Annotated in this window: 18 protein-coding genes, 27 tRNA genes, 3 rRNA genes and 8 pseudogenes (1 of these 56 only partly in view); 54 read left to right on the forward strand and 2 right to left on the reverse strand. The window is 41.1% G+C overall.

The window, feature by feature from the left end; all coding sequences use genetic code 11:
- The 4 genes and pseudogenes from HHK02_RS11575 to HHK02_RS12745 all read left to right on the forward strand — a co-directional run.
- Positions 1 to 401 (forward strand): 23S ribosomal RNA (locus tag HHK02_RS11575) (it extends 2522 nt beyond the left edge of the window).
- Positions 402 to 663: 262 nt separating this feature from the next.
- Positions 664 to 1986 carry an MFS transporter gene (locus tag HHK02_RS11580; RefSeq protein ID WP_152738283.1) on the forward strand — a complete coding sequence of 441 codons (1323 nt, stop codon included), beginning with the start codon at positions 664 to 666 and terminating at the stop codon, positions 1984 to 1986.
- 60 nt (positions 1987 to 2046) lie between these two features.
- Positions 2047 to 2337: pseudogene (locus HHK02_RS12740) on the forward strand (LEA family epithelial adhesin); the annotation flags it as partial.
- A gap of 168 nt (positions 2338 to 2505) precedes the next feature.
- The gene (locus tag HHK02_RS12745; protein WP_152697188.1) at positions 2506 to 2661 is read left to right on the forward strand and encodes an LPXTG cell wall anchor domain-containing protein; all 156 of its coding nucleotides are present in this window, start codon (positions 2506 to 2508) and stop codon (positions 2659 to 2661) included.
- Here the strand turns inward: HHK02_RS12745 and HHK02_RS13180 are convergent.
- Positions 2649 to 2810: pseudogene (locus tag HHK02_RS13180) on the reverse strand (hypothetical protein); the annotation flags it as partial. The gene HHK02_RS12745 and the pseudogene HHK02_RS13180 sit on opposite strands and share 13 nt — an antisense overlap.
- Positions 2811 to 3023: 213 nt before the next feature.
- Between HHK02_RS13180 and HHK02_RS11590 the strand changes: the two are divergent.
- From HHK02_RS11590 to rfbD, 36 genes and pseudogenes are all read left to right on the forward strand, one after another.
- A complete protein-coding gene (locus tag HHK02_RS11590; protein ID WP_107690448.1) occupies positions 3024 to 4976 on the forward strand; it encodes a glycoside-pentoside-hexuronide (GPH):cation symporter in 1953 nt (650 codons plus the stop codon).
- The gene (locus tag HHK02_RS11595) at positions 4977 to 5243 is read left to right on the forward strand and encodes a hypothetical protein (RefSeq protein ID WP_099979823.1); all 267 of its coding nucleotides are present in this window, start codon (positions 4977 to 4979) and stop codon (positions 5241 to 5243) included. It abuts the gene before it with no gap.
- 261 nt (positions 5244 to 5504) lie between these two features.
- Positions 5505 to 5651 (forward strand): annotated as a pseudogene (locus tag HHK02_RS13275) (IS110 family transposase); the annotation flags it as partial.
- A 261-nt stretch (positions 5652 to 5912) separates the two neighbouring features.
- A complete protein-coding gene (gene cls, locus HHK02_RS11600; RefSeq protein WP_152742774.1) occupies positions 5913 to 7376 on the forward strand; it encodes a cardiolipin synthase in 1464 nt (487 codons plus the stop codon).
- A complete protein-coding gene (locus HHK02_RS11605; RefSeq protein ID WP_181462478.1) occupies positions 7377 to 7961 on the forward strand; it encodes a GNAT family N-acetyltransferase in 585 nt (194 codons plus the stop codon). It begins immediately after the preceding gene.
- A gap of 260 nt (positions 7962 to 8221) precedes the next feature.
- Positions 8222 to 9814, forward strand: a complete 1593-nt coding sequence (locus HHK02_RS11610; protein ID WP_181462479.1) for a glucosaminidase domain-containing protein — start codon at positions 8222 to 8224, stop codon at positions 9812 to 9814.
- A gap of 372 nt (positions 9815 to 10186) precedes the next feature.
- Complete coding sequence (locus HHK02_RS11615; RefSeq protein WP_181462480.1) at positions 10187 to 10762, forward strand: peptidoglycan recognition protein family protein; 576 nt, start codon at positions 10187 to 10189, stop codon at positions 10760 to 10762.
- 263 nt (positions 10763 to 11025) lie between these two features.
- Positions 11026 to 11142 (forward strand): 5S ribosomal RNA (gene rrf / locus HHK02_RS11620).
- Between the two features lie 3 nt (positions 11143 to 11145).
- Positions 11146 to 11262 (forward strand): 5S ribosomal RNA (gene rrf / locus HHK02_RS11625).
- Between the two features lie 2 nt (positions 11263 to 11264).
- Positions 11265 to 11337 (forward strand) — tRNA-Val (locus HHK02_RS11630).
- A tRNA-Lys gene (locus HHK02_RS11635) sits at positions 11338 to 11410 on the forward strand.
- Positions 11411 to 11483 (forward strand) — tRNA-Thr (locus HHK02_RS11640).
- A gap of 1 nt (position 11484) precedes the next feature.
- Positions 11485 to 11556, forward strand: a tRNA-Gly gene (locus HHK02_RS11645).
- Between the two features lie 16 nt (positions 11557 to 11572).
- Positions 11573 to 11658 (forward strand) — tRNA-Leu (locus HHK02_RS11650).
- Between the two features lie 2 nt (positions 11659 to 11660).
- Positions 11661 to 11732, forward strand: a tRNA-Gly gene (locus HHK02_RS11655).
- Positions 11733 to 11818, forward strand: a tRNA-Leu gene (locus HHK02_RS11660).
- Positions 11819 to 11892: transfer RNA gene (locus tag HHK02_RS11665), tRNA-Arg, on the forward strand. It begins immediately after the preceding tRNA gene.
- Positions 11893 to 11966, forward strand: a tRNA-Pro gene (locus HHK02_RS11670).
- Positions 11967 to 12040, forward strand: a tRNA-Met gene (locus HHK02_RS11675).
- A tRNA-Ile gene (locus tag HHK02_RS11680) sits at positions 12041 to 12114 on the forward strand.
- 3 nt (positions 12115 to 12117) lie between these two features.
- Positions 12118 to 12205: transfer RNA gene (locus tag HHK02_RS11685), tRNA-Ser, on the forward strand.
- Positions 12206 to 12279, forward strand: a tRNA-Met gene (locus HHK02_RS11690).
- Positions 12280 to 12354, forward strand: a tRNA-Asp gene (locus HHK02_RS11695).
- A tRNA-Phe gene (locus HHK02_RS11700) sits at positions 12355 to 12427 on the forward strand.
- Positions 12428 to 12498, forward strand: a tRNA-Gly gene (locus HHK02_RS11705).
- Positions 12499 to 12573, forward strand: a tRNA-Ile gene (locus HHK02_RS11710).
- A tRNA-Ser gene (locus HHK02_RS11715) sits at positions 12574 to 12661 on the forward strand.
- Positions 12662 to 12733: transfer RNA gene (locus HHK02_RS11720), tRNA-Glu, on the forward strand. It begins immediately after the preceding tRNA gene.
- Positions 12734 to 12807 (forward strand) — tRNA-Met (locus HHK02_RS11725).
- Positions 12808 to 12882: transfer RNA gene (locus HHK02_RS11730), tRNA-Asp, on the forward strand.
- A complete protein-coding gene (locus tag HHK02_RS11735; protein ID WP_078010112.1) occupies positions 12883 to 13071 on the forward strand; it encodes a hypothetical protein in 189 nt (62 codons plus the stop codon).
- The gene (tnpB, locus tag HHK02_RS11740) at positions 13072 to 13371 is read left to right on the forward strand and encodes an IS66 family insertion sequence element accessory protein TnpB (protein ID WP_181462481.1); all 300 of its coding nucleotides are present in this window, start codon (positions 13072 to 13074) and stop codon (positions 13369 to 13371) included.
- Between the two features lie 85 nt (positions 13372 to 13456).
- Positions 13457 to 13618 (forward strand): hypothetical protein, encoded by a 162-nt coding sequence (locus HHK02_RS11745; protein ID WP_181462482.1) that lies wholly within the window; start codon positions 13457 to 13459, stop codon positions 13616 to 13618.
- 97 nt (positions 13619 to 13715) lie between these two features.
- A pseudogene (locus HHK02_RS11750) lies at positions 13716 to 13877 on the forward strand (dTDP-4-dehydrorhamnose 3,5-epimerase); the annotation flags it as partial.
- The gene (gene rfbB, locus HHK02_RS11755) at positions 13878 to 14918 is read left to right on the forward strand and encodes a dTDP-glucose 4,6-dehydratase (protein WP_181462483.1); all 1041 of its coding nucleotides are present in this window, start codon (positions 13878 to 13880) and stop codon (positions 14916 to 14918) included.
- Positions 14919 to 15689, forward strand: a pseudogene (gene rfbD / locus HHK02_RS11760) (dTDP-4-dehydrorhamnose reductase).
- A gap of 20 nt (positions 15690 to 15709) precedes the next feature.
- On the opposite strand, the pseudogene HHK02_RS11765 reads toward rfbD, so the two are convergent.
- Positions 15710 to 15928, reverse strand: a pseudogene (locus HHK02_RS11765) (IS30 family transposase); the annotation flags it as partial.
- On the opposite strand from HHK02_RS11765, the pseudogene HHK02_RS11770 reads away from it, so the two are divergent.
- The 14 genes and pseudogenes from HHK02_RS11770 to HHK02_RS11830 all read left to right on the forward strand — a co-directional run.
- Positions 15919 to 16137, forward strand: a pseudogene (locus HHK02_RS11770) (IS30 family transposase); the annotation flags it as partial. The pseudogenes HHK02_RS11765 and HHK02_RS11770 sit on opposite strands and share 10 nt — an antisense overlap.
- A gap of 128 nt (positions 16138 to 16265) precedes the next feature.
- The gene (locus HHK02_RS11775) at positions 16266 to 16553 is read left to right on the forward strand and encodes a hypothetical protein (RefSeq protein WP_181462484.1); all 288 of its coding nucleotides are present in this window, start codon (positions 16266 to 16268) and stop codon (positions 16551 to 16553) included.
- Positions 16554 to 16916, forward strand: a complete 363-nt coding sequence (locus HHK02_RS11780) for an EamA family transporter (protein WP_003669960.1) — start codon at positions 16554 to 16556, stop codon at positions 16914 to 16916.
- Positions 16917 to 17294: a DUF4430 domain-containing protein gene (locus HHK02_RS11785; protein ID WP_003669961.1), complete on the forward strand. Its 378-nt coding sequence runs from the start codon at positions 16917 to 16919 to the stop codon at positions 17292 to 17294. It begins immediately after the preceding gene.
- Entirely contained in the window at positions 17295 to 17834 is a 540-nt protein-coding gene (locus HHK02_RS11790) for an ECF transporter S component (protein ID WP_003669962.1), read from the forward strand. It begins immediately after the preceding gene.
- Positions 17835 to 18020, forward strand: coding sequence for a hypothetical protein (locus HHK02_RS11795; protein WP_003675117.1), 186 nt, complete (start codon positions 17835 to 17837; stop codon positions 18018 to 18020).
- 128 nt (positions 18021 to 18148) lie between these two features.
- Positions 18149 to 18271, forward strand: a pseudogene (locus HHK02_RS12750) (IS30 family transposase); the annotation flags it as partial.
- A gap of 37 nt (positions 18272 to 18308) precedes the next feature.
- Positions 18309 to 18379, forward strand: a tRNA-Gly gene (locus HHK02_RS11800).
- Between the two features lie 7 nt (positions 18380 to 18386).
- Positions 18387 to 18458, forward strand: a tRNA-Glu gene (locus HHK02_RS11805).
- Between the two features lie 5 nt (positions 18459 to 18463).
- Positions 18464 to 18536: transfer RNA gene (locus HHK02_RS11810), tRNA-Val, on the forward strand.
- A 2-nt stretch (positions 18537 to 18538) separates the two neighbouring features.
- A tRNA-Glu gene (locus HHK02_RS11815) sits at positions 18539 to 18610 on the forward strand.
- Positions 18611 to 18683, forward strand: a tRNA-Val gene (locus HHK02_RS11820).
- Positions 18684 to 18755 (forward strand) — tRNA-Gln (locus HHK02_RS11825).
- Positions 18756 to 20003, forward strand: coding sequence for an ISL3 family transposase (locus HHK02_RS11830; protein WP_013923976.1), 1248 nt, complete (start codon positions 18756 to 18758; stop codon positions 20001 to 20003).
- Positions 20004 to 20128: the final 125 nt, after the last annotated feature.

Below are 20128 nucleotides of genomic sequence, written 5' to 3' on the forward strand. Positions count from 1 at the left end.
CGATGTCGGCTCATCGCATCCTGGGGCTGTAGTCGGTCCCAAGGGTTGGGCTGTTCGCCCATTAAAGCGGTACGCGAGCTGGGTTCAGAACGTCGTGAGACAGTTCGGTCCCTATCCGTCGCGGGCGTAGGAAATTTGAGAGGACCTGTCCTTAGTACGAGAGGACCGGGATGGACATACCGCTGGTGTACCAGTTGTTCCGCCAGGAGCACCGCTGGGTAGCTATGTATGGACGAGATAAACGCTGAAAGCATCTAAGTGTGAAACTCGCCTCGAGATGAGATTTCCCATTTCCTTCGGGAAAGTAAGACCCCTCAGAGATGATGAGGTAGATAGGATGGAAGTGGAAGTGCCGTGAGGCATGGAGCGGACCATTACTAATCGGTCGAGGACTTAACCAATCAAAGATTGTCTGATTAATTGAGTTAGCGATTATAATTCGTTAATTAAAACTCAAATAACGCGGTGTTCTCGGTTTATTGTTTTGTTAATAAAGAAATTAGATAGTATTTAGTTTTCAAAGTACAAATCATTTAAGTGCGTCATTTGACGGACATCCTTTCATATAGGTTTGGTTCACTTAATATGATACCTGATGTCACGCCGAATGGCGTTTTTTATTTACCACCAACTGGGTGGCTAACTTCATTCTATAGTCCACCAATGGATAGTACAGTAACTAACAACCCGCAGACAAACAGCAAGCTTAATGTAAAACGTGATCCTGTCAAGACAGTAATTTTGGCTTCGATGATGGGAACGGCAATTGAGTTTTTCGATTTTTACGCTTACGGGACTGCATCTGCTGCCTATTTTCCCAAAATTTTCTTTCCGCAAATGACCCCTTTACTCGCAACACTTTTAAGTTTGTTGACTTTTGGAGTAGCCTTTGTAGCACGCCCGGTAGGTTCCTTCCTCTTTGGACATTATGGTGATCGTTTAGGACGCAAGAAAACACTTGTGATCTCACTTTTAGTAATGGGAGTGGCGACAGTAGCCATTGGTTTCATTCCTAGCTATCAAGTTATCGGCGTTTGGGGAGCATTGTTACTTTGCCTTTGTCGGTTTGTCCAAGGAATTGGGCTTGGAGGCGAATGGTCCGGAGCTGTGTTAGTAGCTACTGAAAATGCTCCGGCTAACAAGCGGGCATTATATGGTGCATTTCCGGAAGTGGGAGCACCAATCGGATTCTTCCTATGCAATGGCTTATTTTTTGCTTTAGAACGGGTACTAACACCAGCGCAAATGATGACGTTTGGTTGGCGAATTCCTTTTTGGGCCTCGGCTGTTTTAGTCGTTATAGGGTTATATGTCCGACGTCGTTTACAAGAAACACCTTTGTTTAAGTTGGCTCAAGAACGTGATAACACAACTGCTTCGCCTCTTCGTGAAGTATTCAAATCTAATTGGCGTGAAATCTTAAAAGGAACTTTCATCATGGGAGCAACCTATGCACTATTCTTTACATTAACAACCTGGTCATTATCATATGCTACAACAGCTTTAGGTTTTACCTCTTCGGAATTTTTATTATTATTAATGGGTGCAATTGCTGAATTCGCTGTTTTGATCATGTTAACTTCTGTATTAGCAGATCGTGTTGGTCGGAAAAAAGTTTTATTAACTGCGTCAGTAGCACTAGTTGGCTATTCCTTGGTATTCCCATATTTCCTTACAGGACAACATAACTTAGTTGGCGTTTTACTCTTCTTAGGACTAGGATTCTTAGTGATGGGCACTCTTTATGGTCCAGTCGGCGCTGTCTTGCCTGAACTGTTCCCAACCAGAGTTCGCTATTCTGGTGCAGGAATTACTTACAACTTAGCTGCAGTGGTTGGGGCAGCCGTTGCTCCAACTGTAACAACTTGGTTAATTGCTAATTATGGATTACATTCGGCCGGATATTATATGCTAGTTTTATCAGTACTAGCAGTTATTTCTTGGTTATTGACAAAAGAAACAAAGGATATGGATTATACTAAATAAAAGGATCCAAGTCACTTAACTGATGATGAAAAGAATCAAGTTAAGAACAAGGTCGATAATGCTAACAAGGATAAGTTCCCAGCTGGCACTACAGTTACAGTAGGCGATGACGGTACAGCTACAGTAAATTACCCAGATGGTTCAAAGGATACTATTCCAGGAAGTGACCTAGTTCGTCAATCAACCGACGCAGATAAGACTACTCCAAGTGTTCCAGAAACCAAGGTACCAGTAACGAATCCAAGTCACTTAACTGATAGTGAAAAGGACCAAGTCAAGACTAATGTAACTAATGCCAACAAGGATACTCTTCCATCAGGCAGTCAGATTACAGTAGGTGATGATGGAACAGCAACCATAACATACCCAGATGGCTCCAAGGACACTATCCCAGGCAGAGATTTAATTAAAGGTATTTCTGGAAATAAGCATGATTCAAATTCTTCTAGTGGATCTAATGGGACTGTTTCTAATACTGATGATGAAACCAGTGGTGACACTGTCAATAATGCAGAAAGTATGAATGGAAATACAGCTAAGAGTGGTAGCAAGAATAATAGCTTAAAGACATTACCACAAACAGGAACTAAAGATGTTACGATTTTAGAAATATTAGGGCTGTTTTTAAGCTTATTCGGACTACTCGGATTAAAGAAGAAGCATCACGAAGAATAACCTGGAATAGTATCCTTTGAACCATCTGGGTAATTTACTGTAGCTGTACCGTCATCGCCTACTGTAACTGTAGTGCCAGCTGGGAACTTATCCTTGTTAGCATTATCGACCTTGTTCTTAACTTGATTCTTTTCATCATCAGTTAAGTGACTTGGATCCTTACTCTGAAATGTCTCTTATCCATGATTAAGCACCATGAAAAATACCACTATCGGTATACGGACTCAATGGTCCCTGTGAAGGCATAATCACCTCACAATTTTAATATACCACTAATTCTCGATTTTTAAAGAAGAACCGGGTTGGTTTAGTATACTCTTCTTTTCTAAATATTTTTCTTGACTAATCGTAGGAAAAAGGAGATGAATACAAAAATCGATACTGCAAAAAGTAAACAGCATGTTGCCCGTTCCCGTTTTGCCTATTCAATGGGAGCCTTCGGGCATGATGTCTTTTATGCTTTACTTTCAACGTATTTCATTATGTATGTTACTGGACACTTATTCAATTCTAGTAACAAAGCATTCAACAATCACATGGTTTTATGGGTTACATCAATTATCGCTGTATTACGAATTGTGGAGTTGTTAGTTGACCCATTAATTGGAAACGCAATTGATCGTACTAACACACGTTGGGGTAAATTTAAGCCGTGGGTTGTCGGTGGTGGAATCATTTCAGCAATTATTTTAGCCATCTTATTCACCCCAATGGGCGGTTTAAGTCTTTCTAATCCTTACCTATACCTATTGATCTTTGCTATTTTATATATCATTATGGATATCTTCTATTCATTTAATGATGTTGCCTTTTGGTCAATGATTCCTGCGCTATCATTTGATTCACATGAACGTGATAAAATAGCTACTTTTGCGCGGGTTGGTTCTACTGTTGGAGGAAATATTGTTGGTTTTGTTATTATGCCAATGGTTTTATTCTTCTCAGCAAATCAAAATGGCGGTACCGGTGATGATCGTGGTTGGTTTATTTTTGCTGCAATTGCCGCTGCTGTTGCTGCTATTACTGCTGTTGGTGTCGGGCTTGGTACTCATGAAGAAAAGTCATTGCTTCGTGAAAACAAAGAACAAACTAAACTAAAAGACGTTTATAAAATTCTTGTCAAAAATGACCAATTATTCGCTATAGCTCTCTCATATCTATTCTATACAACAGGAATCACATTAGTTAACAGTATGGAGCTTTACTACTTTACTTATATTTTAGGTGATTCAAAGGCTTTCTCTATTCTAGGTGGATTAAACACTGTTATTGGTGTTATTTCAGTTCTTACTTTCCCTCTCTTTACTGGTAAAATTAGTCGGCGTAAATTATTTTACGGGTCAGTTTCAGTACTTTTCCTTGGCTTATTAATCTTTGCATTTGCTGGTAAATCACTCATTTTAGTTTTAGTTGGTGCAGAATTATTCTTCATTCCACAACCATTAGTATTTTTAGTTGTTTTAATGACTATTACTGATTCTGTTGAATATGGTCAATTAAAATTAGGACACCGTGACGAATCACTTACATTATCAGTTCGTCCACTGCTAGATAAGTTCGCTGGTGCTGTTTCTGGATGGATTATTGGACCAACTACTATTATTGCTGGAATGACTGCTGGTGCCACTGCAGCAACAGTTACTGCTGCAGGTGCTGCTAAGTTTAAGCTAGTAATGTTCCTAGCCCCTGCTATCTTGATCCTCATTAGTGTATTTATCTTTGCAAAAAAGGTTAAACTTGATGAAAAGATGCACGCCAAGATCGTTGCTGAACTTGAAAAGACTTGGGGAGATCACCTTGAAGATGCTGACAGCGACAACCCTCAAACAGTATCTGTTTCTACCCCACAACCTGGCGTTACTGATATTACATCACCAGTTGCCGGTACACTTGTTAACTTAAAAGACGTTAACGATGAAAACTTTGCTTCTGGGAACATGGGTAAAGGATTCGCTATAAAACCATCTGATGGTAAAGTAATTGCTCCATTTAGCGGAACAGTACGAGCAACTTTCTCTACTCGTCACGCAATCGGGCTTGAATCTGACAATGGTATTATGTTACTGATCCACGTTGGTATTGATACTGTTAAGCTTCGTGGTACTGGATTCATTAGTTACTTTGATAAGGATCAACACTTTAACAAAGGTGACGAATTAATGGAATTCTGGGACCCGGCAATCAAGAAAGCTGGCCTTGATGATACTGTCATGGTAACAGTTACTAACAGTAAAGACTTCGATATTAAATTATTGAAAGATGCTGGTGAAAAGGTAACCACTATTGATATCGTCATGGAAGTTACTAAAAAGTAAATGAATAAAACATTTATGAGCGGCTATTACCAAGGTGTCATCGAAACAGCCCCTACTACTCTTTCTGCTGCTAAAACAGAACAGTTAGCAATTACGATGACAATCCTCCATTTACGTCATGCTGGAATAAACATTACATCAATCCATGATTTTCTTGTCAACGATCTTCATGCAAATGAACGCCTTGTAAATAAGTATATTAATTTAAATGCTGATGGGTTAGAAACTATTCAGGCCCAAGTTATAGCAATCGCTTTCAACCAATAAAAATCATAACCACCCGTCAAACGGGTGGTTTGCACATCGGCTATAAGCCGATAATAAAAGCCGGCGTCTCAAGGCGCTGGCTTTCGCTTTGCTCAAGCCAAAATGCTCTGACTACTTTGCCACCGCTTCGGTGCAGTACTTTGCCTTAGACTTCCTTCAGATTCCACCTCGCAGTGGACACCCTTGTCCTCAGCTCATGGTTCCGACTACTACGGCCCATAGCGGACTCTCACCGCCTAGCTAATACCCATGCCAGGCGCACAAGAAAAACGACCTCATCCAAAACTGAACAAGGTCGCCATGGTAGCTTGTATGAATAAAACTCTGAAATGTCTCTTATCCATGATTAAGCACCATAAAAAATACCACTATCGGTATACGGACTCAATAGTCCCTGTGAAGGCATAACCACCTCACAATTTTAATATACCACTAATTCTCGATTTTTGAAGAAGAACCGGGTTGGTTTAGTATACTCTTCTTTTCTAAATATTTTTCTTGACTAATCGTAGGAAAACGGGAGCGAGACAGAAGTCACTCGTGACTTCGTTTTCGAGTCCCCGCAAGCAACAATAGGCCTTCAGCGTTCGACTTTGCCGGACGCTGAAGGCCATTGTTGTACTGCGCTGTTCGTATTTTGTGGAAGTGACCTAACTTATGTCACAGCTCATGGCATTAACATGGACAATTATTTGGTGGTGTTTGCTACTGGTTATTCTCGTCAATGAAATTGCGGCCATTTATACTGTTTTCCGTGAAAAGCGGGATATTGCTGCAACTTGGGCATGGTTATTGGTGCTAACGCTGATTCCTGGTTTTGGCTTTATATTATATGCATTCTTTGGACGAAAATTACCACATAAACAATTAGCCCGAATAAAATCCCAAACGCAACTAAAATTAAAACAAGCACTAGAAAGGCAGAAGCAACAATTCATCAATATGCCGAAGCCTAAAGATCAAACCGTCCAGATTTATCGGCGGACCATCATGCTTTTTCAAAGTATTGATGACTCATTTTTAACGCGGCACAATGCCGTTAATATTTTTACAAATGGTAATGCGCTTTTTAAGAAAATGTTTGATGATATTGCAGCAGCAAAAAAGAGTATCCATATTGAGTTTTATACAATTTATAATGATCAAATTGGTAATGAATTACGGACGTTACTTGAACAAAAGGCCGCTGAGGGAGTAGAAGTGCGAGTTCTCTACGATTCATGGGGGTCGATGGGAGTCTGGCCAAGTTTTTATGATCATTTACGTGAAGTCGGTGGTTATGCGGCCCCGTTCCTGATGTCGCGAAGTAACTTCTTTGATTTTCGGATAAACTACCGTGACCACCGGAAAATCATTGTTATTGATGGTGAGATTGGGTATGTTGGTGGTTTTAATGTTGGCGATCAATACCTAGGACGCGTTCCTAAATTTGGCCCATGGCGTGATACCCACCTTCGAATTGTCGGTGGTGGCGTTTATGGTCTTCAGCGACGGTTTATCGGCGACTGGAATGCATCAATGAAAAAGGATGAAGATAAGATTGTGCATTACCATCCTTACTTTCAACCAATTAGAGTTCATGGGGACGTTGCATTGCAGACTGTCTCTAGTGGTCCTGAAGCGCCATTGGAAAAAATTAAAATGGGGTATTTACGTCTAATTAATGCAGCGCAGGACCATATTTGGATCCAAACTCCCTATCTGATCCCCGACGATAGTATATTGGATGCGTTAAAAGTGGCAGCTCATTCAGGAATCGATGTACGGATAATGATTCCTTCAATGCCAGATCATGCTTTTGTATATCGGGCAACGCAGTATTATGCTCGTGAGCTCGCTAATCATGGTGTAACAATTTATTACTATCAAAAAGGTTTCCTTCATGCCAAAACAATGATGATTGATGGTCGGATGGCTTCTGTTGGATCTGCTAACCTTGACTTTCGGAGTTTTAAATTAAACTTCGAAATTAATGCCTTTATTTACAATCAAAATACGGTAGACGATCTTGAGCGAATTTTTGTTAATGATATTCGTAACTGTCGGGTGATTACACCAGCAATGTTTGCAGAGCAACCACGCTGGTTGAAGTTTAAGCAAACAGTGTCACGTCTGCTGTCCCCAATTTTATAAATGGCAGAAATATATTTACGACGCGCCCAGCTTCAAGATTTAACGGCGATTATGAAAATAATTGATGATGCAAAAGAGCTTCTAAAGAAAAATGGTAGTCCGCAATGGCAAAACGGTTATCCAGATCAGGAAACCTTTACTCAAGATATTGTGATGCAAACAAACTGGATATTAATTAATGATAATAAAGTAGTGGCTACTGCGACTCTTCAACTTACACCCGAACCAACCTACCGCAATATTACACAGGGACAGTGGCAACAACCAGATGAGCCTTATGCTACCATCCACCGGGTAGCTATCAGCAGTAATTATCAGGGCCAAGGACTTAGTAAATTGCTATTTTCTAACTTGCTAACAGTTGGCCAAATGCAAGGAATTAAGAATTTTCGGGTTGATACTCACCGCAGCAATAAAGCGATGCAGCACATTGCCGAAAATTTTAACTTTAAGAAACGAGGAATCATTAAAGTTAATGACCAAAATGATCCCGAGCGATTAGCCTATGAACTAAACTTAGGAAGCCATCATAAGCTTACCCGAATCAATAATAATTTTATGCAACCATTGATTGATAAGCTATAGAAAGAGACTGGGAATTAACTATTAATTCTTGGTTCTCTAACAGTAAAATCCGGACTATGATTTTTGATCGATTCAAAAATCGTAGTCCGGATTTTAAATTATTTATAAAATTAGTCGCCAATCGACTACTTTGCCTTAGACTTCCTTCAGATTCCACCTCACGGTGGACACCCTTGTCCTCAGCTCATGGTTCCGACTACTACGGCCCATAGCGGACTTTCACCACCTAGCTAATACCCATGCCGGGCGCACTAGAAAAGATGAGAACTTATTTAAAAACATGTGATAGGATAGATAATGTTAAAAATAAAAAAGGGGTAAATAAGTCAATGAGTGTTCATAAACATTATAAAATGTTTAAAAAGGGGAAAAACTGGTGCTACATGGCAATTGCCACGCTTTCAGTAGCTGTTGGTACGCTATCTGTTTCTCAAAGTGTTAATGCAGATACTACAGCCAATGATACTGAAAGTGTAAGTAATGCTTCAGCAGATGCACTAAGTCAAGTTACCAATACAGTATCATTAACAACACCTTCAACACCAAATAATGTGGCTACTGATCAAGCAGGAGCACAAGCATCGACGAATAACAATAATAATACACAAGCTGACCAAACTATTAATCAACCAGCAAAAGATAACAATGTTCAAGCAACTTTAAGTGAAAGTAAGGTTGCGGTAGCTCCACAGGCAGCGGCTTCTCAAAATGGTTGGCAAAAAGATAATGGTAATAATTACTATTACAAGGATGGTCAAAAAGTAACTGGTCAACAAAGTATTGACGGTAAAGACTACTACTTTAATGATCAAGGCCAGCAACAAAAGAACTATTTTTTGAATCAAGCTAATCATACTTACTACTTTCAAGCTGATGGTACGCGTTTAAACGATGGCTTCTATAACAACTGGGGTCACACCTACTATTTCCAAAAGGATGGATCTCGTTTAGATGATGGCTTCTATAACAACTGGGGTCACACCTACTATTTCCAAAAGGATGGATCTCGTTTAGATGATGGTTTCTATAACAACTGGGGTCATACCTATTATTTTGGCAAAGACGGTGCCCGTTTAGATGATGGCTTCTATAATAACTGGGGTCATACTTATTACTTCGGTAAAGATGGCGCTCGCTTAGATAATGGCTTCTACAATAATTGGGGTCATACTTATTACTTCGGTAAAGATGGTGCTCGTCTAGATAATAGTTTTTATAATAATTGGGGTCATACCTATTACTTTGGTAGTGATGGCGCTCGCTGGGACAATCGTTTTATGAACAATTGGGGTAATGTATATTACTTTGGCAAAGATGGGGCATTGCTTCAAGGTCAATCTATTAATTTAGGTTATGGTAATCTTGACTTTGATAGTCAAGGACGTTTAACCTCTAATAATGCTTTTATTGGCAGTATCGTCAATGGTGCTATTCAAGGATGGACACAACATCAAATCTTGCCGTCATTAACACTTGCTCAAGCAATTCTTGAAAGCGCATGGGGTAAGTCTTCGCTTGCTTCACAATACCACAATTTGTTTGGTATTAAGGGGAGCTATAAAGGTATGTCAGTTAATATGCCAACCTATGAAGAGTACGGTGGACGGATGGTCTTAATTAATGATGCTTTCCGTCGCTATCCAGATAATAATGCTAGTGTTCAGGACCATACTGACTTCTTAGTTAAGAATAGCCGTTACCATAATTTAATTGGGGTTCGTGATGCAAATACAGCTACTTATTTAATTCGGGCAGATGGTTATGCAACAGCATCTAGCTATACTAATTCATTACGTAGTGTAATTAATACCTATGATCTAACCCGCTATGACCGCGTAGCCTTTAATCTTTAACAAGGTGGTGTTCGGTTAGACGATGGCTTCTATAATAATTGGGGCCATACTTATTACTTCCAAAAAGATGGTTCTCGTTTAGATAATGGCTTTTATAACAATTGGGGTCACACATACTACTTTGGTCAAGGTGGTGTTCGGTTAGACGATGGCTTCTATAATAATTGGGGCCATACTTATTACTTCCAAAAAGATGGTTCTCGTTTAGATAATGGCTTTTATAACAATTGGGGTCATACTTACTACTTTGGTAATGATGGAGCCCTAGTACAAGGCACAGGAATTTGGGTTAATGGAAGCTTCTATCGTGCCGATAACAGTGGGATTCTTTTACCAATCTCAGTTTACAATAATAAGATTAATAGTTACATTATGAATAATGGTATTGGTCATGCTAATATTTCATATGTTAATGCAATTCCTGATGTAAGTAGCCATTCATACTCCGGAACGACAGACGGTAAGCCTAATATGGTAGTAGTACATGAAACCGATAATCCCAATGATAGTATTTGGGGTGAAATTAATTACGAAAAGCAGCATTATAATAGTGCGTTTGTTCATGCATTTGTTGATGCTAATAACATTATTCAAATTTCCGATACCGATCATGAAGCATGGGGAGCTGCATATCCTGCCAACGGTCGTGCTGTTCAATTTGAACAGGTTGAAGTTTATGGTGCCTGGAATTTTGCTCGTGAATTAGTTAATGCTGCTTACTACACGGCATACAACATGCGCAAGTACGGATTGACACCATCATTAGCTCAGTCCAATGGAACAGGAACTCTTTGGTCACACCATAATGTTAGCCAATACTTAGGTAATACTAATCATACTGATCCAGATGGTTACTGGAGTAATCGAGCTAGCAGTTATTTTGGTACTGGGTATAATATGAATGATTTTCTACAATTAGTAAATTATGAGTATTCTAAATTAAGCTAAACCAAAGTAGTAAGTATGACCCCAATTGTTATAAAAGCCATTATCTAAACGAGAACCATCTTTTTGGAAGTAATAAGTATGGCCCCAATTATTATAGAAGCCATCGTCTAACCGAACACCACCTTGACCAAAGTAGTATGTGTGACCCCAATTGTTATAAAAGCCATTATCTAAACGAGAACCATCTTTTTGGAAGTAATAAGTATGGCCCCAATTATTATAGAAGCCATCGTCTAACCGAACACCACCTTGAGGACAAAGAGTGTGGTGATGATGGCTTGAAGGATACACCTGTACCCATGCCGAACACAGAAGTTAAGCTTCAACACGCCGAAAGTAGTTGGGGGATCGCTCCCTGCGAGGATAGGACGTTGCCACGCTAGTGTGGTGATGATGGCTTGAAGGATACACCTGTACCCATGCCGAACACAGAAGTTAAGCTTCAACACGCCGAAAGTAGTTGGGGGATCGCTCCCTGCGAGGATAGGACGTTGCCACGCTTGGAGGATTAGCTCAGTTGGGAGAGCATCTGCCTTACAAGCAGGAGGTCACAGGTTCGAGCCCTGTATCCTCCAGAGCCGTTAGCTCAGTTGGTAGAGCATCTGACTTTTAATCAGAGGGTCGACGGTTCAAGCCCGTCACGGCTCAGCCGACTTAGCTCAGTTGGCAGAGCACCTGTCTTGTAAACAGGGGGTCGGAGGTTCGAATCCTCTAGTCGGCATGCGGAAGTAGTTCAGTGGTAGAACATCACCTTGCCATGGTGGGGGTCGCGGGTTCGAATCCCGTCTTCCGCTTTGCCAGTTCTATAATGCCGGGGTGGCGGAATTGGCAGACGCACAGGACTTAAAATCCTGCGGTTAGTGATAACCGTACCGGTTCGATCCCGGTCCTCGGCACTGCGGAAGTAGTTCAGTGGTAGAACATCACCTTGCCATGGTGGGGGTCGCGGGTTCGAATCCCGTCTTCCGCTGCCGGGGTGGCGGAATTGGCAGACGCACAGGACTTAAAATCCTGCGGTTAGTGATAACCGTACCGGTTCGATCCCGGTCCTCGGCAGCACCCATAGCGCAATTGGATAGAGTGTCTGACTACGAATCAGAAGGTTGAAGGTTCGACTCCTTCTGGGTGCACGGGAAATAGCTCAGCTTGGTAGAGCACCTGGTTTGGGACCAGGGGGTCGCAGGTTCGAATCCTGTTTTCCCGACGCGGTGTAGCTCAGCTGGCTAGAGCGTCCGGTTCATACCCGGGAGGTCGAGGGTTCGATCCCCCCCGCCGCGAGGACCTTTAGCTCAGTTGGTTAGAGCAAGCGGCTCATAACCGCCCGGTCGTAGGTTCGAGTCCTACAAGGTCCATCAGGAGGATTACCCAAGTGGCTGAAGGGGGCGGTCTTGAAAACCGCTAGGCCGTGAGAGCGACGCGAGGGTTCGAATCCCTCATCCTCCTCGCGGGGTAGAGCAGTCTGGTAGCTCGTCGGGCTCATAACCCGGAGGTCGTTGGTTCAAATCCAGCCCCCGCAAGGTCCGTTGGTCTAGTTGGTTTAGGACGCATCCCTGTCACGGATGAGATCACGAGTTCGAGTCTCGTACGGACCGGGCTCGGTAGCTCAGTTGGTAGAGCAACGGATTGAAGCTCCGTGTGTCGGCGGTTCGATTCCGTCCCGCGCCAGCGGGTATAGTTTAGTGGTAAAACCACAGCCTTCCAAGCTGTTGTCGCGAGTTCGATTCTCGTTACCCGCTGGGCCTATAGCTCAGCTGGTTTAGAGCGCACGCCTGATAAGCGTGAGGTCGATGGTTCAAGTCCATTTAGGCCCAGGAGAAGTACTCAAGTGGCTGAAGAGGCGCCCCTGCTAAGGGTGTAGATCGCGCAAGCGGTGCGAGGGTTCGAATCCCTCCTTCTCCGGACCCGTTAGTCAAGTGGTTAAGACACCAGCCTTTCACGCTGGTATCGTGGGTTCAAATCCCGCACGGGTCACGCGGGGTAGAGCAGTCTGGTAGCTCGTCGGGCTCATAACCCGGAGGTCGTTGGTTCAAATCCAGCCCCCGCAAGGTCCGTTGGTCTAGTTGGTTTAGGACGCATCCCTGTCACGGATGAGATCACGAGTTCGAGTCTCGTACGGACCGATGACAGAACAAAATGAAATTATTACCCCAGTTTTCAAAAACAAGCCAAGTAATTTACAAAAGCATTCTTTTACGGCACGCCCTGCCGTAAAAATTAATGTGAATGAAGTCAAATTAACGATTTTCAAGGGGACTAATTCTGTTTTAGCTTCGGATATCGTTAAAGTGGTTATTCGTTATGCTCGTTAAATGCGAAAAGGTATTGATGGTCTCGCAATGGTAATCGCTGAGAACTATAGATTAGAATTATATAATAATTCGCTTTTCTTATTTTGTAGCGGACGTAATGATCGCTTTAAAGGACTGTTTTGGGATGGCGAGGGCTTTATTATGCTCTATAAACGGTTTGAAAATGGCCACCTTAGTTGGCCGAGAAACAGTAATGAAGCCAAAGAATTATCTGCTCAACAGCTCGACTGGTTATTGCAAGGACTGAACCCATTACCAATTCGTAAAATTCAAGCTGTTCGACCAGGAAGTTTTTATTGAGGAAGTTTTTATTGAGTTACCTCTATTTAAAAGAAGAATTCTTTGATATAATTACCAAAGAATAATTCAAAGGAGGTGACGTACCATGAAGCAAACAGCGGAAGAACAAATCAAAGAACTTAAACAACAATTAGCTATGGCCAATGAAATGAAGCAAACAGCGGAAGAACAAATCAAAGAACTTAAACAACAATTAGCTATGGCCAATGAAAGTGTGGAATATTCAGACCCTTTTAAGGGTAAGTGAGGTAGTACAAACACCGCTTAAAGCGGTGGCAAAGTAGTCAGAGCATTTTGGCTTGAGCAAAGCGAAAGCCAGCGCCTTGAGACGCCGGCTTATGATTTATGATGCAGAAGCTGATGGTGGAATTCCCTTTAAGACACCGGAATTAAATATTGACTGGCCAATTGAATTTGATAAGGCCATTACTTCCGAAAAGGATGCCGCACAACTAACCTTAACTGAATTTGAAAAAGACAACCCATTTGTTTATGGTGAAATTTAAATGGAAACTTTTAAGAATATTATTGTTACCGGGGGAGCCGGTTTTATTGGCTCCAACTTTGTTCACTATGTTGTTAACCACCACCCGGAAGTTGAACATATTACAGTTTTAGATAAACTGACTTATGCTGGTAATCCTGCTAATCTTAATGGCTTGCCAACGGATAAAGTTGAACTCGTAGTTGGGGATATTTGTGATAAGGATTTAGTTGATAAGTTGGTAAGCAACGCTGATGCAGTTGTACATTATGCGGCGGAAAGTCACAATGACAACTCCTTGATTGATCCCACTCCATTTATCCAAACTAATATTGTGGGTACTTCAGTTTTAATCAATGCTTGTCGCAAGTATGACGTCCGTTACCACCATATTTCAACGGATGAAGTTTATGGCGATTTACCATTGCGTGAAGACTTACCCGGTCATGGTGAAGGAAAAGGAGAAAAATTTACTCCCGAATCACCATACCGACCATCAAGTCCTTATTCTTCATCGAAAGCTAGCTCTGACTTGTTAGTGCGGGCTTGGTTCCGGTCATTTGGTTTATGGGCGACGATTTCCAATTGTTCCAATAACTATGGCCCTTACCAACACATTGAAAAGTTCATTCCTCGTCAGATTACTAATATCTTGAGCGGTATTCGCCCTAAGCTTTATGGATCCGGTAAGAATGTCCGCGACTGGATTCACACTAATGATCATTCCCGGGCGGTTTGGGATATTTTGACCAAGGGGAAGATCGGTGAAACTTACCTCATTGGAGTCGATGGTGAAAAGAACAACAAGGAAGTTCTGGAAATGATCTTAGAGTTAATGGGCCAACCTAAAGATGCTTATGACCATGTTAAAGATCGTCCCGGCCACGATTTGCGTTATGCCATTGATGCCACGAAGCTCCGGACTGAACTCGGTTGGGAGCCCGAATTCACTGACTTCAAGACCGGTTTACAACACACGATTGATTGGTATACGGAACACCAAGATTGGTGGAAAGATGAAAAAGCCGCAGTTGAAGCAAAATATGCGAAAAACGGTCAATAATTGCTAAATAAACATGAAATTGTATATAATTTTAAGCAGTCCAATATCACTGATCAAGCCGTTGTAAATGAGAAGATTAGCGCCCTTAAGCCGGAAGTAATCTATCATTGTGCAGTTGATAACGCAGAAGATGTTGCCAAAGACCTCAATTGGCAAGTAAACGCAGATGGTACGCGCAATGTTGCCGAGTCTGCTAAAAGAGTTGGCGCTAAGATGGTTTACATTAGTACCGATTATGTCTTTGATGGGACCAATGAAGGCGAGTATGAAGTTGATGCGCCCACTAATCCGAAAAACGAATATGGCAAAGCTAAACTTGCCGGTGAAAAAGCAATCCAAGAAACCTTAGCTGATTACTACATCATTCGCACATCCTGGGTCTTTGGTAAATATGATAAGAATTTTGTCTACACAATGCTTCGTCTTGCCAAAGATCATGATCAGCTCATCGTCGTCAACGATCAATTTGGTCGCCCAACAGGACTAGAAACCTGGCAGAATTTATGAATGACTTACTTAGTCGATCATGATCAGCCATTCGGTACCTATCAGCTATCTAACGAGAATAGTTGTTCCTGGTACGACTTCGCCACCGAGATCTTAAAGGATAAAGATGTTGAAGTCGCTCCTGTTGATTCTTCAGCATATCCGGCCAAAGCTTATCGCCCTCGCCATTCAGTTATGAGTTTGAAGAAGGCCGAAGATACTTGCTTTGAGATTGTGGATTGGCAGACTGCGTTGAGTGAGTTTATGGAAGAAATAGGGGAGTAGACCCGAAATGTCAATTTAAGTTAGAAAAAAAGTAGTTGCTCATCAGTGACATACTTCATGAATACCTCGTAAGGTGTTTGATAGCCCAATGACTTGCGAGGAATGTTATTCCGGTAACTCATTATTTGAGCAACCTCTTCATCAGCTAGGTGGCGGAGATCGCGGCCTTTGTGGAGCCCATCGCGCCGCAGAAGGCCGTTGTTGTTCTCGTTTAACCCCCGTTGGTTAGGTGCCCGCACCTAACCAACGGGGGTTAAACGAGAACAACAACGGCCTTCTGCGGCGCGATGGGCTCCACAAAGGCCGCGATCTCCGCCACCTAGCTGATGAAGAGGTTGCTCAAATAATGAGTTACCGGAATAACATTCCTCGCAAGTCATTGGGCTATCAAACACCTTACGAGGTATTCATGAAGTATGTCACTGATGAGCAACTACTTTTTTTCTAACCTTGGTTAATAGTCGTAACCTCTGCTTGAAGGTTCGTTCAGAATCGGTAGGGTAAGTATGCGATGTTTCCAGAATCTCCCACTTCAAGCATTAAACCGTAGGTTTAGCTAAGTGGGAGTAGTTCAAAATGATTGTGCTAAATATTGGCGATGGAATCCTGTTAAATTTAGGAATAAAATTATCGTCCGCAGTATCAATGTCGTTAATTAGTAATTTTGAAATCGTTGCTACGGCAGTGATTTGCGGTGAGAAAATTACAAAGAAATTATGGCTTGGGATTAGTGTGATTGTTATTGCCAGTATGGTATTATCCTTTAACTTTAGCAGTTTGAAAATTTCTTGGGGCATCATTCTGGGCTTATTGGCAACCATTTTATGGGGATTTGAGAATAATGTTACTAAAAACTATCAATAAGTGCAAGTAGTAATAATTAAAGGGTTTGGTGTTAGCATTGGTAGCTACTTAATAGCGCTTGGTGTTAAAGAAACACCAGTAAAAAGCGTCTTGACCATCGTTTATTGTTTAATATTAGGATTTTTTGCGTTTGGTTTAAGCATTTTATTATATATAATGGCGCAGCGTTATTTAGGAGCGGCCAAAACAAGTGCTTATTATGCGTTAAGTCCGTTTATTGCGGTTATTTTATTGTTACTAATATTAGGAGAAAGTCTTAGTCTTCAATTCATTATCGCGCTTATATTAATGATTGCGGGGATATTTATTGTGGTAAATGATGTACCCGTAAGTGAGAAAAGACCGACTCAAAAATATTCGTAGATGAAAAAATTTAAGTTGATTAGCGGTTTATTAGTTATGTTCTTAGCATTCTTTATTTTAACGGGATATACAAATAATACTCAAAAGAATAGCAATACAATTAAGGTTACATACACTCTTAAACAAGGTAAAAAGGTGGTTGCTACTAAGAAAACGACTTTGAAAAAGAATGATAAGGTAATTACCGGATTGAAGAAAAATTGGAAAGTTAAAGAAGTTAAAGGCTTTATTACATCAATTGATGGAATGAAGGAAAACCAAAAGAAAGGAATTTATTGGACATATACAATTAATGGAGAAAAGGTTAATAAGTTAGCTAACCAGCAAACATTGAAGAATAAAGATAAGGTTCAGTTCACGTTGGATAAGGCGGAATGAATGAAAGTACGTGTTCATCCAGTAAGTAAGCATATGCAGGTCAAACGAATGACGCTAATTGCGATGCTGGCAGCACTAGGGACTGTTTTACGGGTCTTTAAGATAATTCCAATCCCTAACGTTCAACCTGTTACAGATTTGATAATGATTGCAACATTAGTTCTTGGCGTTGGCTTTGGAATTTCATTAGCGATGATGATAATGATCTTGTCAAATTTGCTATTAGGTTTTGGTATTTGGACCGTGCCACAGATTCTGGCTTATGCCGTATGTGTTCTTACAGTGGCTGGTCTTGCTAAAGTAACACCCTTAAAAAAGCATTTTACATTACAGCTTATATTGGCAACTTTTCTGGGATTTGAATATGGATTTTTTGTTAGTTTAGGAATGTCAATTTATGGTGGCTGGGCTGCTTTCTTGGCTTATTGGCTTAGCGGACTGTTATTTGACCTATATCATGCATTAGGAAATTTAGGCTGTTACTTTATTTTATATAAGCCGTTAACGGTAGCATTTAAGCACTATTTGCAAGAAGGATAAATGAATTACGATCGAACAGCTAAGCAGCAACAAAATTATGTTAATCAATATCGCCGCCGTATGATTCAACAAGATTTAATTACACCGGCTGGTAATGGTCAAGTGCGATTTAAATTACCGTTATTTAAAGAATATCTTGATGATACTCAAGATATCAATTCTGTTCGCTATGACCCATTGCTTTAACTGAAACTTGAAAGCACCTTAAAGAACCAGAGCCCACGCCAGCTCTGGTTTTGTTGGCCTTAAATTAGTTTTAGACAGCCACTCTAAGTACCCTTTGGATGTTTTGCGGTAAGTAGCCGATGAATTGGAATCACTATCCACGAGCTATGTTTAATGGACATTCGTCAATGGATATCTATCGTAAGGCCTTCTACCAAGAGATATCACAGCTCCATCAACCAATAATCAATTGGTCAGTATTATTTATTTGAGTCTAGTGGTTAACTTATTCTTGAAATTTAGGAAATAGCGGGTATAGTTCAGTGGTAAAACCACAGCCTTCCAATCTGTTGTCGCGAGTTCGATTCTCGTTACCCGCTTTAATATGGCCCGTTAGTCAAGTGGTTAAGACACCAGCCTTTCACGCTGGTATCGTGGGTTCAAATCCCGCACGGGTCATTTTTGGAGGATTAGCTCAGTTGGGAGAGCATCTGCCTTACAAGCAGGGGGTCACAGGTTCGAGCCCTGTATCCTCCATTGGCCCGTTAGTCAAGTGGTTAAGACACCAGCCTTTCACGCTGGTATCGTGGGTTCAAATCCCGCACGGGTCAGGAGGATTAGCTCAGTTGGGAGAGCATCTGCCTTACAAGCAGGGGGTCACAGGTTCGAGCCCTGTATCCTCCATGGGCTATAGCCAAGCGGTAAGGCAACGGTTTTTGGTACCGTCATGCGCTGGTTCGAATCCAGCTAGCCCAAATGTCCCATAATGATTCTATCCTAAATATTCTTGGAATTAAAGATAAAAATATTAAAATTATTTCTGTTGAAGAAGCTGAACACAACAACGATTCTGTTAAAGAGTATATAACGCTAATAACAGCTACTCTTTCTTATCCGATTAATCGTTGTCGTAACTGTGGCTTTCCCACAGTTAATAAGGATGGCTTTCGCAAAACTCATGTACGACTGGCAAGTTTAAATGGGAGAAGATATGAACTAGAGCTTCGTAAACAACGTTATAAATGTAAATCATGCCATACTACTTTTGGTGCTATTACTAATTTAACCAAAGAAAATCAAACCTTATCCAGTGATCTCAAAAATCAAATCATGCTTTTAGCTCGTAAAGGCCTATCTGGTCAGCTTATTGCTGAAATGTGTCACTGCTCTCCTAGCAGTGTTCGTCGAACAATCTTAGAGCGCATGGAACCACACTATCGTGTGGCTAAGTTGCCTAAGCATCTATGTTTTGACGAGTTTCGTTCAATTAAGTCTGTGATGTCCTTTATCTGTTGTGACGCTGAAACCCACCAAATTGTCACAAAGTTACAGGATCGTCTATCACCTACCATTGTTGATTATTTTGAAAGTCGTTATTCAAAAGCCGAACGCGAATGCGTTCAATCAGTTGTAATTGATTTAAATGCTCAATATCAAAGTTTTATCTATCGCCTTTTCCCTAATGCCAATATCATTATTGATCGCTTCCACCTTGTACAATTAGCTGGTCGCGCTTTGGACAATTGTCGTATCTCTATCCTAAAGCAACTTGATAAACAGAGCCGAGAATATAAAATTATGAAGTCACATTGGAAGCTATTCCATAAAAAAGCTGAAGATCTTCACCCTGAAGAAGTAGTTTTTCTTCGCGGCGTTAAACAATATATGACTCGCCAAAATGCTGTTGATCTCATTACTAGTAAATTTTCCAAGTTCGCTGAAGTCTACCAAACTTACCAAGATATCACGAAAGCCCTAAACGAGCGCAATAGTGAATTACTAGAGTCAACCATCTTAGACTACCAAAAAACCAATACAGAAATGGATACTGCTATTCAAACCCTTCGTCAAAACAGAAAATATGTCTTAAATAGCGCTAAATTTGAATACTCTAATGGTCCTTTAGAAGGCATCAATCGCAAAATCAAAACCCTAAAACGAACTTGTTATGGTTTTGCCAATCAAAAATTTTTCTTTTTAAGAATCGATTGTATTTTTTCGTAAGTTTTTTTAGTGCGCCCGGCATGGGTATTAGCTAGGTGGTGAAAGTCCGCTATGGGCCGTAGTAGTCGGAACCATGAGCTGAGGACAAGGGTGTCCACCGTGAGGTGGAATCTGAAGGAAGTCTA

It is taken from the genome of Limosilactobacillus reuteri, from assembly GCF_013694365.1.
Taxonomy (GTDB): Bacteria; Bacillota; Bacilli; order Lactobacillales; family Lactobacillaceae; genus Limosilactobacillus; species Limosilactobacillus reuteri_E.

Bases quoted from the DNA above. Each gene is read 5' to 3' on its own strand.
- HHK02_RS11615 (WP_181462480.1), top strand. From the start codon at position 10,187: ATGAATAATGGTATTGGTCATGCTAATATTTCATATGTTAATGCAATT.
- HHK02_RS11610 (WP_181462479.1), top strand. From the start codon at position 8,222: ATGAGAACTTATTTAAAAACATGTGATAGGATAGATAATGTTAAAAAT.
- tnpB (WP_181462481.1), top strand. From the start codon at position 13,072: ATGCGAAAAGGTATTGATGGTCTCGCAATGGTAATCGCTGAGAACTAT.
- HHK02_RS11745 (WP_181462482.1), top strand. From the start codon at position 13,457: ATGAAGCAAACAGCGGAAGAACAAATCAAAGAACTTAAACAACAATTA.
- HHK02_RS11605 (WP_181462478.1), top strand. From the start codon at position 7,377: ATGGCAGAAATATATTTACGACGCGCCCAGCTTCAAGATTTAACGGCG.
- HHK02_RS11790 (WP_003669962.1), top strand. From the start codon at position 17,295: ATGAAAGTACGTGTTCATCCAGTAAGTAAGCATATGCAGGTCAAACGA.
- HHK02_RS11775 (WP_181462484.1), top strand. From the start codon at position 16,266: ATGATTGTGCTAAATATTGGCGATGGAATCCTGTTAAATTTAGGAATA.
- cls (WP_152742774.1), top strand. From the start codon at position 5,913: ATGGCATTAACATGGACAATTATTTGGTGGTGTTTGCTACTGGTTATT.
- HHK02_RS11580 (WP_152738283.1), top strand. From the start codon at position 664: ATGGATAGTACAGTAACTAACAACCCGCAGACAAACAGCAAGCTTAAT.
- HHK02_RS11785 (WP_003669961.1), top strand. From the start codon at position 16,917: ATGAAAAAATTTAAGTTGATTAGCGGTTTATTAGTTATGTTCTTAGCA.
- HHK02_RS11590 (WP_107690448.1), top strand. From the start codon at position 3,024: ATGAATACAAAAATCGATACTGCAAAAAGTAAACAGCATGTTGCCCGT.
- HHK02_RS11735 (WP_078010112.1), top strand. From the start codon at position 12,883: ATGACAGAACAAAATGAAATTATTACCCCAGTTTTCAAAAACAAGCCA.
- HHK02_RS11795 (WP_003675117.1), top strand. From the start codon at position 17,835: ATGAATTACGATCGAACAGCTAAGCAGCAACAAAATTATGTTAATCAA.
- rfbB (WP_181462483.1), top strand. From the start codon at position 13,878: ATGGAAACTTTTAAGAATATTATTGTTACCGGGGGAGCCGGTTTTATT.
- HHK02_RS12745 (WP_152697188.1), top strand. From the start codon at position 2,506: ATGAATGGAAATACAGCTAAGAGTGGTAGCAAGAATAATAGCTTAAAG.
- HHK02_RS11830 (WP_013923976.1), top strand. From the start codon at position 18,756: ATGTCCCATAATGATTCTATCCTAAATATTCTTGGAATTAAAGATAAA.
- HHK02_RS11595 (WP_099979823.1), top strand. From the start codon at position 4,977: ATGAATAAAACATTTATGAGCGGCTATTACCAAGGTGTCATCGAAACA.